We start from the raw sequence: 14,405 nt of genomic DNA, 5'->3' as shown, positions 1-14,405 counted from the left end.
TCCCGGACGGCCGGGCTGCCGCACGACCGGGGTGCCGGGGTACCGGGGTACCGGAATGCCGACAGCGCGGGCCCGCAGGGCCGTCGGCCGCTCCACCCCGCCATCCTTTCATCACATTGTGTGACGGATCGCGGTCATCCCGGTTGACGGCTACTTCCTCGCCGCCGTGAACCGCGAACGCGACCCGATCGCCGTCGCCCCGTTGATCCCCGCGGGCACCGGGATGCGCCCCTCCTCGGGACCGACGGCGGCCGCGTCGGCGGGATCGGCGGGGTCGGCGGGGGCTGCCGCCCGGCCGGCCGGGATACCCGGTGCCGGGGCCGGCACGGGCGCCGCGGGGCGCGGACGGCGGCGGTAGCGCGGCGGTACGAAGGACTCCGCCCAGCGCGGGGCCCGCGGGGTGAAGCGCGGCAGCAGCAGGAGCACCAGGCCCACGAAGCTCAGCACCACGATGGCGAACACGATCCACATCGAGGCGCTGTGGACCGAGTAGAGGACGACCCCGAACGCGATCAGGGCCGACCAGAAGTACATGATCAGCACCGCGCGGCTGTGCGAGTGCCCGATCTCCAGCAGCCGATGATGGAGATGCCCGCGGTCGGCGGCGAACGGCGACTCGCCCTTCCAGGTCCGGCGGACGATCGCCAGCAGCAGGTCGGCCACCGGGATCGCGATGATGGTCAGCGGCAGCAGCAGCGGGATGAAGACCGGCAGCGCAGCGTGGGTGGCCTGCCGGGTGCCGCCCTCGAACAGCTTCAGCGCGTCCGGGTCCACCTGGCCGGTCACCGAGATCGCGGACGCGGCCAGCACCAGGCCGATCAGCATCGACCCCGAGTCGCCCATGAAGATCCGCGCCGGATGCATGTTGTGCGGCAGGAAGCCCAGGCACATGCCCATAAGCACGGAGGCGAACAGGGTCGCCGGAGCCGCGGCCTCGACGCCGTAGCCGAACCACATCCGGTACGCGTACAGGAAGAACGCCGCGGACGCGATGCACACCATGCCCGCGGCCAGGCCGTCCAGACCGTCCACGAAGTTCACCGCGTTGATCGTGACCAGGACCAGGGCGACCGTGAGCAGAGTGCCCTGCCACTGGGTGAGGGAGACCGTCCCGACGCCCGGGATCGGCAGCCACAGGATCGTCAGGCCCTGCATCACCATCACGCCCGCGGCGATCATCTGGCCGCCGAGCTTGATCAGGGCGTCGATCTCGAACTTGTCGTCCAGCACGCCGATCAGCCAGATCAGCGCGGCGCCGGAGAGCAGGGCCCGGGGCTCGTTGGACAGCTCGAACACGCTGTTGAGGTTCTGCAGATGGTCGGCGACGAGCAGACCCGCGCACAGCCCGAAGAACATGGCGATGCCGCCGAGCCGCGGCGTCGGTTCGCGGTGGACGTCACGGGCCCGGATCTCGGGCATCGCCCCGGTCGCGATGGCGAACTTCCGCACCGGTCCGGTCAGAAGGTAGGTCACCGCAGCCGTGACACAGAGCGTCAGCAGGTAATCACGCACGGGCTGCCCCAGAGGAATCGCTGGCCATCTCAGCCCCACACACTAGCTTTGTTGACCACATGGTCGAGGACATACCAGCGGCCCGGACGGTTGCAGGTCCCCCGCATCCGCCCTCGATCCGGCCTCGATCCGGCCTCGGTCAACCCGCGGTCCGGCCCCGATCCGGCCCCAATCCGGCCTCAATAGGGCGGAAACCTCCGGGCCAGAGCCCTTACCTCCTCGCGCACCCCTTGGATCTCCTCGGGGCCGGCGCCCAGCGCAGTGGTGAAGAGCACGGCGATCCTCGCCATCTCCGCCTCGCCCATGCCCTGGGTGGTGACCGCCGCCGTCCCGAGGCGGATGCCCCGGCCGTCCCCGTACGGCAGCGCGCAGGTGTCGAGCACCATTCCGGCGGCGGCGAGCCGTGCCCGCGCCGAACGGCCGTCCACGCCCAGCGGCGCAGGGTCCGCGGTGATCAGATGGGTGTCCGTGCCGCCCGTGGTGACCGCGAACCCCTCCGCCTCCAGCCCCTCCGCGAGGACCCTGGCGTTGGCGACGACATGGTGCGCGTAGCCGGCGAACCCCGGGGTCGCCGCCTCGCCGAAGGCGACGGCCTTGGCGGCGATCGTGTGCATCTGGGCACCGCCCTGGGTGAAGGGGAACACCGCGCGGTCGATCCGCTCCGCCAGATGGCTGCCGCAGAGGATCATCCCGCCCCGCGGTCCGCGCAGCACCTTGTGCGTCGTGGCGCACACGACGTCCGTGTAGGGGACCGGGCTGGGGGCCGCTCCGCCGGCGATCAGGCCCGTCGGATGGGCGGCGTCGGCGATCAGATAGGCCCCGACCTCGTCGGCGATCTCCCGGAACACGGCGTAGTCGGGGTGCCGGGGATAGGAGATCGATCCGCAGACGATGGCCTTCGGCCGGTGCTCGCGGGCGAGCCTGAGGATGTGCTCGTAGTCGAGCAGCCCCGACTCGGCGTCGACCCCGTACGGGACGAAGGTGAACCAGCGCCCGGAGAAGTTGGCCGGTGAGCCGTGTGTGAGGTGCCCCCCGAAGGCCAGGCCCATCGCGAGGACGGTGTCCCCCGGCCGCAGCAGCGCCGCGTACGCCGCGAGGACCGCCGAGGAGCCCGAGTGGGGCTGCACATTGGCGTGGTCGGCGCCGAAGAGGGCGGTCGCCCGGTCGATCGCGATCCGCTCGGCGGCGTCGACGAGTTCGCAGCCGCCGTGGTGGCGTGCGCCGGGGTAGCCCTCGGCGTACTTGTTGGCGAGTGCGGAGCCCAGCGCCGCGAGGACCGCGGGCGAGGTGAAGTTCTCCGCCGCGATCAGCTGGAGGCCTTCGGCCTGCCGGGCCGTCTCACCGAGCACGACCTCCGCGATCTCGGGGTCCTGATGGCGCAGGACCCCGAGATCGCGGAGGCCTGCGGGCGCGTTCGGGGTGCGGGCGGGTGCGGGGGTACTGACCGGCATCGTGGTCTCCCGGCCTCACGTGGGGGTGTACGGCCCCTCCAATGTAGGCCCGGGTGGGCCCGGGCGCCCGGTGCCCGGCGGCCCGGATCCGGCTCGTTCGGCCGTCCGGGCCACGCCTCGCCGACGCCCTGCCGTCCGGGCCACGCCTCGGCGGCACCGCCCGTCCGTCTCCGGCCGGGCCGTCCCCGTGGGCCGGCTCCCTGGGCATCGGGCCGTACGGCGGTGGAGGACGGGGGCTTCGTACGGGTACGACCGGGCCCCGTGTTCCCGCTGTTCCCCCGTGTTCCCGCAGACCCGGAGTCCCGCCAGACCCCCGCAGACCCCGGGAGCCCCGCAGCCCCGCCGCGCCGTGAGCCGTCAGCGGCGGGCCGGGACGCCCGTCAGCGCCGTCAGCACCGGGTCGAGCGCCTGGTGGATCTCGTCGCCGATGGACCGGAAGAAGGTGATGGGCCCCCCGTACGGGTCGTGGACCTCGTCCGCCTCCGCGCTCGGTGCCAGCAGCCAGCCGCGCAGGGCCGCGGCCGCCCGCACCAGGGCCCGCGCGCGCTCCACGACGCCGTCCTGGTCGGGGTCCGGCAGGGTCGCCGGGTCTATGGCCCGCACGAGCCGGGTGAACTCCTTCAGCGTGAAGGTGCGCAGACCCGCGGAGTGCCCCATGGAGATGACCTGTGCCCGGTGGTCGCGGGTGGCGGTGAGCACCAGATCCGCCCGGATGACGTGCTCGTCGAGCAGTTCGCGCCCCACGAAGCCGCCGGGGTCGGCGCCGAAGTCGGTGAGGACCGTGGCGGCGTTCGCCTCCATCGGGGCACCCTCGTGGCCCCAGGTGCCGGCGCTCTCCACGAGCAGCCCGCCGGCGAGGGGGTCGCCGAGCCGGCGGCTCAGGGCATACCGCGTCAGCCGCTCGGTGATCGGCGAGCGGCAGACGTTGCCGGTGCTGACGTGGAGGATCCGGAAAGTGCCGCAGGCTGCGGCCGTACCTTCTATGCCACGTCCCTCAGGGACGGTCACTGTGCCGGCCCCCGGCTGTTCGCTCCGGTCACGGCGCCACCTCGAGGTCGGGTACGACCTTGCGCAGCTCGTCCGCCTCCAGGGCGCCCGCGCGCAGCAGGACCGGGACCTCGCCGGTGACGTCGACGATCGAGGACGGCACGTTGCCGGGGGTCGGACCGCCGTCGAGGTACACGGAGACCGAGTCGCCGAGCATGTCCTCGGCTGCGCCGCAGGTCTCGGGCGCCGGGTGGCCGGTGAGGTTCGCGGAGGACACGGCCATCGGGCCGACCTCGGTGAGGAGTTCGATGGCGACCGGGTGCAGCGGCATCCGGATGGCGACGGTGCCGCGGGTGTCCCCGAGGTCCCACTGCAACGACGGCTGGTGCCGGGCGACGAGCGTCAGCGCCCCGGGCCAGAACGCGTCGACGAGTTCCCACGCCTGCTCGGAGAAGTCGGTGACCAGTCCGTGGAGCGTGTTCGGGGAGCCGATGAGGACGGGGGTGGGCATGTTGCGCCCGCGCCCCTTGGCCGTCAGGAGATCGGCGACGGCCTCGGAGCCGAAGGCGTCCGCGCCGATGCCGTAGACGGTGTCGGTGGGCAGCACGACGAGTTCGCCGCGGCGGACGGCCGAGGCGGCCTCCCGCAGGCCGGTGGCGCGGTCCGTCGCGTCGTTGCAGTCGTATCGCCGAGCCATCAGCGGGCCTCCTCGTTGTCGGTCACTCTGCTCCTCGCCCGGCCCCCGGCCGTGGGGACCCCCGCCGGGGCGGGGGGGCGTGCCCCGGTGGTCTCCCGTGCGCGGCCCCGGGCCGACCGGGACCTCCTCGCGCTCCCCCTCATGGCATGGCCTTGCGGGCGGTCGCGAAGCGCGGGCGGTTGTTCAGGTCGGGGTGGTCGGCCGCGTCGGCCCAGCCCGCCTCCTCGCTGAAGATCCAGGGCACCTGGCCGCCCTGGGTGTCGGCGTGCTCGACGACGACGAGACCGCCCGGGCGCAGCAGCCGGTGCGCCGTGCGTTCGAGCCCGCGGATGGTGTCGAGGCCGTCCTCACCGGAGAAGAGGGCCATCTGGGGGTCGTGGTCACGCGCTTCCGGGGCCACGTACTCCCACTCGGTGAGCGGGATGTACGGCGGGTTGGAGATGACGAGGTCGACCTGTCCGTCGAGTTCGGGGACGGCGGTGAGGGCGTCCCCGTGGTGGACGGTGACGCGGGACCCCTCGGCGTTCTTCCGGGTCCAGCCGATCGCGTCGTCGGACAGCTCGACGGCGTGCACCCGGGAGCGCGGTACCTCCTGGGCGATCGCCAGCGCGATGGCGCCCGAGCCGGAGCACAGGTCGACGACGAGCGGCTCGACCACGTCCATGGCACGGACCGCGTCTATGGCCCAGCCGACGACCGACTCGGTCTCGGGGCGCGGCACGAAGACGCCGGGGCCCACCCTGAGCTCGAGATAGCGGAAGAAGGCGCGCCCGGTGATGTGCTGCAGCGGCTCCCGGGCCTCGCGGCGGGCGACGGCCTCCCAGTAGCGGGCGTCGAAGTCGGCGTCCTCGACCAGGTGCAGTTCGCCGCGTTTGACGCCGTGGACGAAGGCTGCCAGCTCCTCCGCGTCGAAGCGCGGCGACGGCACGCCGGCGTCGGCCAGCCGCCGGGTGGCCTGGGCCACCTCGGCTAGCAGCAGGGAGCGGGGGGACCGGGGTCGTCCCCCGGGGAGCGACTGCACGCTGGTCCTCCGGGCTGGGCGGGGTCGTTCGTGGTTGCGCGGCTCACGCCGCGGCGAGCTTCGCGGCGGAGTCGGCGTCGACGCAGGCCTGGATCACGGCGTCCAGTTCCCCGTCGAGCACCTGGTCCAAGTTGTACGCCTTGAAGCCGACGCGGTGGTCCGAGATCCGGTTTTCCGGGAAGTTGTACGTACGGATCTTCTCGGAGCGGTCGACCGTGCGGACCTGGCTGCGGCGGGCGTCGGCGGCCTCCTGCTCGGCCGCTTCCTGGGCCGCCGCGAGAAGCCTGGAGCGCAGGATGCGCATCGCCTGCTCCTTGTTCTGGAGCTGGCTCTTCTCGTTCTGGCAGGAGGCGACGACCCCGGTGGGGACGTGGGTGATCCGCACCGCGGAGTCCGTGGTGTTGACGGACTGGCCGCCGGGGCCGGAGGAGCGGTAGACGTCGATCCGCAGATCGGCGGGGCTGATCTCCACGTCGATCTCCTCGGCCTCCGGGGTCACGAGGACGCCGGCGGCGGAGGTGTGAATCCGCCCCTGGGACTCGGTGGCGGGGACGCGCTGCACCCGGTGCACGCCGCCCTCGTACTTCAGCCGTGACCAGACGCCCTGGCCCGGCTCGGGCGTCGCGTTGCCCTTGAGCTTCACCGCGACCTGGACGTCCTTGTAGCCGCCGAGCTCCGACTCGGTGGCGTCGATGATCTCCGTCTTCCAGCCGACGCGCTCGGCGTAGCGGAGGTACATCCGCAGCAGGTCGCCGGCGAACAGCGCCGACTCGTCGCCGCCCGCCCCCGCCTTGATCTCCAGGATGACGTCCTTGTCGTCGCTGGGGTCGCGGGGCACGAGGAGCAGCCGCAGCTTCTCGGTGAACTCCTCAAGCTGCTTCTCCAGCTCCTTCACCTCGGCGGCGAAGTCGGGGTCGTCCGCGGCGAGTTCACGGGCCGTCTCGATGTCGTCCCCGGTCTGCTTCCAGGAGCGGTAGGTGCCGACGACCGGGGTCAGCTCGGCGTACCGCTTGTTGAGCCTGCGCGCGCGTCCCTGGTCGGCGTGGACCGAAGGGTCGGCGAGCTGCTTCTCGAGGTCGGCGTGCTCGCCGACCAGTTCCTCGACCGCTTCGAACATCGGATGCTCCTGGATTCGTGACCTTGGGTGGCTACGGGAGAGACGGCAAAGCGCCGGTCACGACCGCCCGCGCGGGGGCGGCCGTGGACCGGCGCAGTGGCTCGCTACTTCTTGGCGGAGCCGGCAGCCTTGCCGAAGCGGGCCTCGAAGCGGGCCACACGGCCACCGGTGTCGAGGATCTTCTGCTTGCCCGTGTAGAACGGGTGGCACTCGGAGCAGACCTCGGCACGGATGGTGCCGCCCTGGAGGGTGCTGCGAGTGGTGAACGACGCGCCGCAGGTGCAGCTCACCTGGGTCTCGACGTACTCGGGGTGGATGTCGCGCTTCAAGGGGTTCTCCTAGTTCCGGGAGGGCGCCGGGTCGCACGCGCGGGATGCGCGCACGTGAACCGGGGCCGACGTACCAGTCTGCCAGGACCGGCCGTATCTCCCAAAACCGGGGGTCAGCTCCGGGTATTCCCCGCGGTGGGGCCTTGCGCACCCCGTACCCCACCACTCCACCACTCCACTGCTCCGCGGGTCCCCGGGCCCGCCGGGCCACAGGTCCCCCGGTCCGCCGGGCCGCAGGTCCCCCGGTCCGCAGGTCCGCTACTCCACGATGTCCGCGGCCTGCCCGTCCGCGGTGCCCTCGGTCGCGGTCGCGGGGATGGGCAGGTCGGCGCGCAGTGCCGTCCACACCTGCTCGCTCTGCTTCTCCAGGGGCACGACGCGGTTGGGGTCCACTTCGTCGTACTCCACCGGCAGGGTGATCATCCGGATGTCGTCGGCGCCGAGGTCCGCGAGGCCGTTCGCGAAGCCGATGAGTTCCTGGACCGAGTCGAGGTCGGAGTCGGGCGTGATCGCCTTGGTGGCGGTGTCGGCGAGGTCGTACAGCCTCTTCGGGTCGCTGAGCACTCCCACGTCCCCGACCTGCCGTATCAGCGCCTTGACGAAGGCCTGCTGGAGCTGGATCCGGCCGAGGTCGCTGCCGTTGCCGACGGCCTTGCGGGTGCGCACCAGCCCGAGCGCCTGCTCTCCGCTGAGCGTGTGCGTGCCCGGCGGGAGGTCCAGATGGCTCGCGGAGTCGCTGATCGCCTCGGTCGTGGTGACGTCCACACCGCCGAGTCCGTCGACGAGCTGCTTGAAGCCGGTGAAGTCGACCTCGATGTAGTGGTCCATGCGGACACCGGAGAGCTGCTCGACGGTCTTCACCGCGCAGGCCGGTCCGCCGACCTCGTAGGCCGTGTTGAACATGGCGCGGTGCTCGCCGGGGACGCTGCCGCCCCGGCTGTCGGTACACGAGGGCCGGTCGACGAGGGTGTCGCGGGGCACGGAGACGACGGCGGCCTTCCGGTGCCCCTCGTATATGTGCACGATCATCGCCGTGTCGGAGCGGGCGCCGCCCTCGTCCCTGCCGTACTCGCCGTTCGCGCCCACCCGGGAGTCGGAGCCGAGGACGAGGACGTCCAGGGAGCCGTTGTCGACGTCGTCCGGCCGGTCGCTGCCGAGCCGGCCGCTGATGTCGACGCCCTGGATGTTGCCGTCGAGCTTGAGGTAGGCCCCGCCGAGGCCCGCCCCCCCGAGGAGCACCAGCCCCGCCGTGGACCACCTGGCGAGGGTCGCGGCCCGGCGCCGCGCGGTGGCCGGCCTGCGCCGCCGGCCCGTCCCGTGTATTCGGCCGCTGCTCTGGTCCGTCATGGCTCCCCGAAGTCCTCGTAGGTCCCGATACCCCCCGGCCGCGACCTTCAGGCGCGCTTTGTCCAACCTGTCAAGCTTTGTTACTCCACCTGTGAGACCGGCGAGGAGCGAGAAGGGTTGCACGGGCAGCTGTGAGGACCCTGAGAACCGCATGAGAAGGGGCCCGTGCGCACCGGGTGGGATTCGGTGCGCACGGGCCCGTGGATTCCGCGGGGTCGGCGGCGGGGTCAGCCGAACAGGTTGTACGCCTGCCAGCCGGTGCCGAAGTCCTTGCGCGCGGCGAAGATGCCGCCGGTCGGGGCGCTGCTGCCGTTGCCCGGGTAGAGCCAGAGCTTGCCGGTCGTGTCGCGGGCCAGCAGGTCCGCGTGGCCGTCGCTGTTGACGTCACCGACGGTGATCAGCGCGTTGAAGCTGCCGGGGGTGAACTTGCCGACCAGGCGGCGTGCCTCGAACGGGGCGGAGGCCTTGCCGGTGCCGCGGAGGAGGTAGGTGGAGCCGTCGGCGGTGCGGGCGAGGACGTCGGGCTTGCCGTCGTTGGTGAAGTCGCCGTGGCCGCGCAGCATGGTGTACTGGCTCCAGCCGGTGCCCACGGTGACCGGGGCGGAGAGCGAGCCGTTGCCCTTGCCGGGGTAGAGGTAGAGCGTTCCGGTGGAGTTGACCGTGAGGACGTCCGGCAGCTCGTCTCCGGTGAGGTCGCCGGGGATCACGAACTGCTTGTTCTTGCTCCACCCGGTGGAGATCAGCTTGCGCTCGGTCCTGCCGGTGGCCGCCACGTAGTGGTCCCAGTACACGTGGCCGCTGGACGCGCGGAGCAGCACGTCCTCGTGGTCGTCCCGGTCGAGGTCGCCCTGGATGGCCATGTTGTGGCCGGAGAACTTGCCGTGGTTGAGCGTCCGGGCCAGCGAGGTGACCTTGGAGGTCCAGCCGAACAGCGTGCTGTCCGAGGTGCGGCGCGCCAGCAGGTCCGCCGTGTGGTCGCGGTTGCGGTTGGTGTCGTCGACGCGGGCCTGCATCGGCGCGGAGTAGGCGGAGACCTTCGCGTACACGCCGTACTTCCCGGCCGCCGAGCAGTCCACGTCGCCCCAGGACACCAGCCCGGCGAGCTTGCCGCCGACGACCAGCGGGCCGCCGGAGTCACCGTTGCAGGTGGTCTCGGTGGTCTCGTCCCTGCCGGTGGGCGCGGCGCCGGCGCAGAGCATGCCGCCCGCCACGAACTTCGGCGCGGTGTCCGTCGGTGTCGGGTAGGCGGCCTTGCAGTCGGTGTCCGAGACGATGTCCGCGTCGGCGACCTTGAGCTTCTCCGAGCCGCTGTCGAGCACGGTGGAACTGGTGCGGCCCCAGCCGTAGACCTTGCCGTCCAGGCCCTTCTTGTAGAGCGCGGTGTCGTTCGGCTGCGCGATCGGCAGCGCGGGGACGGAGACCGCCTTCTCCAGCGTGAGCACGGCCACGTCGTTGTCGAGCGTGTACGGGCTGTACTGCGGGTGGTGCCACTGGCGCTTGACGTCGACCGCCACGCCGCCGTGCAGGTCGCCGTTCTCGGAGGGCATCCGGTCGGTGCCGACGACCACGACGCCGTCCGAGTACCACTTGATGCCCTTGACGCAGTGCGCCGCGGTGGCGACCTTCGTCGGGGCGATGACGACACCGCCGCAGAAGTAGCCGCCCTGGCTGTCCCAGAAGTGCAGCTGCGCCATCCACGGGGCGGCGGAGATCGTCGTCTCCTTGCCGCCGATGATGCGGGCGCTCGGTGCGGCCTTGGCGGCCGAACGGGCCGCGGGCTTCGGCGACTTGTCGGACTCGGCGGCGGCCATGGCCCTGACCGCGCGCTGGGCGAGCTCCTGCTGGGTGACCGGGCTGGACCGCGCCGGCTCCAGGCTGATGGGTGTCGTCTCGCCCGCCTCGGCGGAACCCGAGCCGGTGATCGCGACTCCCGCGCCGGTCAGTGCGACGACCGCGGCCACGGCCGGTATCGCGAGCCTTGTACGGCGCTTGTGCCGGCCACCACGGGTGCGTGTCTGCACTCGGTAACCCCTTGGGTCGAACCGGCAGTGCGCGACCGCCCGCCGGGAGAGGATCCAGGTAGTGGCGGGGTGTGGCGAACACGCGGGCAGCACGGTTCACGAGGCCTTCCGGCCCCGGCGGTGCCACGCAGTGGATTCCCCCCCACTTCGATTGGGCGATGATACGCGCGTCAACAGCCGTTTGACCAGTGGACGATGGGATTCCGGGGACGAAAGAACCGCCCCGTCACCTCGGGGGTGACGGGGCGGTCCGGTTCGCCGCTGATGCGATGTCAGTCGCCGTTGCCCGGTGCGGGCGTCGTCTTCTGGATCTGCATCAGGAACTCGGCGTTCGACTTGGTCTGCTTCATCTTGTCGAGCAGCAGCTCGATCGCCTGCTGCTGGTCGAGCGCGTGCAGCACCCGGCGCAGCTTCCAGACGATGGCGAGCTCCTCGCCGCTGAGCAGGATCTCCTCCTTGCGGGTGCCGGACGCGTCGACGTCCACCGCGGGGAAGATGCGCTTGTCGGCGAGCTTCCGGTCGAGCTTGAGCTCCATGTTGCCGGTGCCCTTGAACTCCTCGAAGATCACCTCGTCCATGCGCGAGCCGGTGTCGACCAGCGCGGTGGCCAGGATGGTCAGCGAACCGCCGTCCTCGATGTTGCGCGCGGCGCCGAAGAAGCGCTTCGGCGGGTAGAGCGCGGTCGAGTCGACACCACCGGACAGGATCCGGCCGGAGGCCGGGGCCGCCAGGTTGTACGCACGGCCCAGCCGGGTGATGGAGTCCAGCAGGACGACGACGTCGTGGCCCAGCTCGACCAGGCGCTTGGCGCGCTCGATGGCCAGTTCCGCGACCGTGGTGTGGTCCTCGGCCGGGCGGTCGAAGGTCGAGGAGATGACCTCGCCCTTGACCGACCGCTGCATGTCGGTGACCTCTTCCGGCCGCTCGTCGACGAGGACGACCATCAGGTGGCACTCGGGGTTGTTGTGGGTGATCGCGTTGGCGACCGCCTGCATGATCATGGTCTTGCCGGTCTTCGGCGGGGCCACGATCAGACCGCGCTGGCCCTTGCCGATCGGCGACACCAGGTCGATGATCCGCGTGGTCAGCACACCCGGGTCGGTCTCCAGACGGAGCCGGTCCTGCGGGTAGAGCGGGGTCAGCTTGTTGAACTCCGGGCGGCCGCGGCCGGATTCGGGCGCCATGCCGTTGACGGAGTCCAGGCGGACCAGCGCGTTGAACTTCTCGCGGCGCTCGCCCTCCTTGGGCTGCCGGACCGCTCCGGTGACGTGGTCGCCCTTGCGCAGACCGTTCTTGCGGACCTGGGCGAGGGACACGTACACGTCGTTCGGGCCGGGCAGATAGCCGGAGGTCCGGATGAACGCGTAGTTGTCCAGGATGTCGAGGATGCCCGCGACGGGGATCAGCACGTCGTCATCGGCGACCTGCGGCTCGCCGCCGAACTCCTCGCGGCCGCGGCGGCCGCGGCGGTCGCGGTAACGGCCGCGCCGCCCGCGCCGGCCGCCCTGCTCGTCGTCGAAGTCGTCCTGCGGACCGCCGCCCTGCCGCTGCTGGCCGCCCTGCTGCTGGCGCTGGCCGCCGCCCTGCTGGTCGTCGCCCTTGCCGCCGCGGCGGTCACGCTGGCGGTCGCGCTGACGGTCGCCGCGCTCGCCGCGCTCGCCGCGGTCGCGACGGCCGTCCCCGCGGCGGCCCTCGGCGGTCTCGGTCGCGGCCTCGGCCCTGGCCTCCGGCTGCCCGTCGGTCCTGGTCTCGGCCCGCACCTCGGTCTTGAGGTCGCCGGACTTGAGGTCGCCCCTCGGCTCGGCCTTGGCCGCGTCGGCCTCCGGGCTGCCCGCGGGGGCGGTGGCCCGGCGCCGACGGCGCTCGCCCGCCGGGGCGTCGTCGCTGGCCGGCTGACCCGGGATGTCGATCTGCTGCTGGGCGGCGGGGGACTCGGCCTTCGGCTCGGCGGTGGCGCCCTCCTCACCCGTACGGGCCTTCGAGGTGGCGCGGCGCTTCGGCTTCGTCTCGGCCGCGCCGCCGCCCGCCTCGGCGCCCTTGGCCGGGGCTCCTCCGGCGGCCTGCGCCTCCTTGATGACCTCGATCAGCTGGCTCTTGCGCATCCGCGCGGTGCCCCTGATACCGAGGCCCGAAGCGACCTGCTGGAGCTCGGCCAGGACCATGCCCTCAAGGCCGGTGCCGGAACGGCGGCGCCGGGAGGTGGTGCCGGTGGCAGCACCTGCGGCGGGCGCGGCGGGGTCGACACTGCTGTCGGCAGTCACGCCCATCAGATCGGTGGTGTCGCTCACGAAGGGTCCTTCCCTGGAGCGGACGTCGGCCTTCTGGCTCGGCGACCGGTTGTGCTGTCCGGCGCGGTCTTCGATCTTTCTGATCGCGGACCGGAGCCGGGGCGGTGGTCCGCCGGGATACGGCGGAGAGATGTACGTGCAGGGCCCGGCCCGAGTTCCCCCTGCTCAACCCTCTCTTCGGGAGAAGCGAGGGGTGTCGTGCCGGTTCCGGAGCGTGCTCGAAACTGCTCAGGCAGGCTGCTCAGGCAGTTGGGGAGGCTCCCGGAAGAGTGGTGGTCCCGGACGGGGACACAAAGCACCGCGCCACAAGATTGTGGGGCTGCGTACTTGAGGTTAACACTACCGGCTCCAACAAACATTCCCCCTCTCCGTCACCGGCAATCCCGTGTCGGGCTAGGCGGCCAGCGGGAGGACGCTCGCTCCCGCGGCGTCCAACGTGAGCCTGTTGGCCGCCCAGCCCCCGCCCGCGAGCCGGGCGACCTTGTCGGCCGCACCCTCCTCGGCCAGCGCGAGCACGGTGGGCCCCGCGCCGGAGACGACCGCGGGGACCCCGTCGGCGCGCAGCCGGTTCACGAGGTCGAGGCTCTGCGGCATCGCCGGGGCGCGGTACTCCTGGTGGAGACGGTCCTCGGTGGCGGGAAGCAGCAGCTCGGGCCGCCTGGTGAGGGCCTCGACGAGCAGCGCGGCACGGCCCGCGTTGGCGGCGGCGTCCACATGCGGGACGGTCCGCGGGAGCAGCCCGCGGGCGGTCTCGGTGAGAACGGGCCTGCTCGGCACGAAAACCACCGGAACGATGGATCCGGACGGGTCCATCCTGATCGCACGGGCCGCGCCGGCGTCGGTCCACGCCAGGGTGAAACCGCCGAGGAGGCAGGCGGCGACGTTGTCGGGGTGGCCCTCGATCTCGGTGGCCAGCTCCAGCAGCGCGGCGTCGTCGAGCCGGGCGTCGCCCCCTATGGTCACCGCGCGGGCCGCCACGATGCCGGCGCAGATGGCGGCCGACGAGGAGCCGAGCCCGCGGCCGTGCGGGATGCGGTTCGCGCAGACGACCTCGAGGCCGCGGGGCTGGCCGCCGAGCAGGTCGAAGGCCGTGCGCAGCGAGCGCACGAGCAGGTGGCTCTCGTCGCGCGGCAGCGTCTCGGCGCCCTCACCGGCGATGTCGATGTGCAGCCCGGAGTCTGCGACGCGGACGACGACGTCGTCGTACAGGCCCAGCGACAGGCCGAAGGCGTCGAAGCCCGGTCCGAGGTTGGCGCTGGTTGCGGGCACGCGCACTCGGACGGCGGCGGCGCGGAACGCGGGACCTGCCATCGATCGACGACTCTCCTTATTGGTTCAGATCGGTTTCCGATCACTTCTGACCGGCGCTGATCTCCGCGATCTCAGGCCTCGGGACTCGGGGCTCAGAACTCGGGGCTCGGCTCAGAGTCCGGGTCTCGATATCCCGGGATCTGCGCGATCGGGCTTGATCGGCTCTAGTCGGGTCTAGTCCGGTCCAGTCGGCTCTGGATCATGTCTAGGTCCTAGATCATGTCCAGGTCGAGTCTAATCGGGTCTAATCGGCGTGATGACGGTCGGCAGACGGAATACGGAAGGACCCACGGGCCGGTGACGGCGGCGACCGCGGCAGACGCG

General features: G+C 71.9%; 11 protein-coding genes. All 11 read right to left on the bottom strand.

Going from position 1 to position 14,405, the window contains the following annotated elements; genetic code table 11:
* Positions 1-150: 150 nt before the first annotated feature.
* The 11 genes from DDQ41_RS19885 to thrB all read right to left on the bottom strand — a co-directional run bounded on the left by DDQ41_RS19885 (position 151) and on the right by thrB (position 14,081).
* Complete coding sequence (locus DDQ41_RS19885) at positions 151-1,512, bottom strand: MraY family glycosyltransferase (protein WP_109295687.1); 1,362 nt, start codon at positions 1,510-1,512, stop codon at positions 151-153.
* A 179-nt stretch (positions 1,513-1,691) separates the two neighbouring features.
* Positions 1,692-2,963 (bottom strand): serine hydroxymethyltransferase, encoded by a 1,272-nt coding sequence (locus DDQ41_RS19880; protein WP_109295686.1) that lies wholly within the window; start codon positions 2,961-2,963, stop codon positions 1,692-1,694.
* 357 nt (positions 2,964-3,320) lie between these two features.
* On the bottom strand, positions 3,321-3,971 hold the full coding sequence (locus DDQ41_RS19875) for an arsenate reductase/protein-tyrosine-phosphatase family protein (protein ID WP_109295685.1): 651 nt from the start codon (positions 3,969-3,971) through the stop codon (positions 3,321-3,323).
* Positions 3,972-3,999: 28 nt separating this feature from the next.
* The gene (locus DDQ41_RS19870; protein WP_109295684.1) at positions 4,000-4,647 is read right to left on the bottom strand and encodes an L-threonylcarbamoyladenylate synthase; all 648 of its coding nucleotides are present in this window, start codon (positions 4,645-4,647) and stop codon (positions 4,000-4,002) included.
* Between the two features lie 139 nt (positions 4,648-4,786).
* On the bottom strand, positions 4,787-5,668 hold the full coding sequence (gene prmC / locus DDQ41_RS19865; protein ID WP_172607729.1) for a peptide chain release factor N(5)-glutamine methyltransferase: 882 nt from the start codon (positions 5,666-5,668) through the stop codon (positions 4,787-4,789).
* 43 nt (positions 5,669-5,711) lie between these two features.
* A complete protein-coding gene (prfA, locus tag DDQ41_RS19860) occupies positions 5,712-6,785 on the bottom strand; it encodes a peptide chain release factor 1 (protein WP_109295682.1) in 1,074 nt (357 codons plus the stop codon).
* 104 nt (positions 6,786-6,889) lie between these two features.
* Positions 6,890-7,114, bottom strand: coding sequence for a 50S ribosomal protein L31 (gene rpmE / locus DDQ41_RS19855; RefSeq protein ID WP_017949958.1), 225 nt, complete (start codon positions 7,112-7,114; stop codon positions 6,890-6,892).
* A 258-nt stretch (positions 7,115-7,372) separates the two neighbouring features.
* Positions 7,373-8,461, bottom strand: coding sequence for an LCP family protein (locus DDQ41_RS19850; RefSeq protein ID WP_109295681.1), 1,089 nt, complete (start codon positions 8,459-8,461; stop codon positions 7,373-7,375).
* Positions 8,462-8,688: 227 nt separating this feature from the next.
* Positions 8,689-10,482 (bottom strand): trypsin-like serine protease, encoded by a 1,794-nt coding sequence (locus DDQ41_RS19845; RefSeq protein WP_245991275.1) that lies wholly within the window; start codon positions 10,480-10,482, stop codon positions 8,689-8,691.
* 272 nt (positions 10,483-10,754) lie between these two features.
* Positions 10,755-12,770 (bottom strand): transcription termination factor Rho, encoded by a 2,016-nt coding sequence (gene rho / locus DDQ41_RS19840; RefSeq protein ID WP_172607730.1) that lies wholly within the window; start codon positions 12,768-12,770, stop codon positions 10,755-10,757.
* Positions 12,771-13,163: 393 nt separating this feature from the next.
* Entirely contained in the window at positions 13,164-14,081 is a 918-nt protein-coding gene (gene thrB / locus DDQ41_RS19835; RefSeq protein WP_109295678.1) for a homoserine kinase, read from the bottom strand.
* Between the last annotated feature and the right edge of the window lie 324 nt (positions 14,082-14,405).

The sequence above is a fragment of the Streptomyces spongiicola genome, from assembly GCF_003122365.1.
Lineage (GTDB): Bacteria > Actinomycetota > Actinomycetes > Streptomycetales > Streptomycetaceae > Streptomyces > Streptomyces spongiicola.
This window is presented reverse-complemented; position numbering and strand designations above follow the sequence as displayed.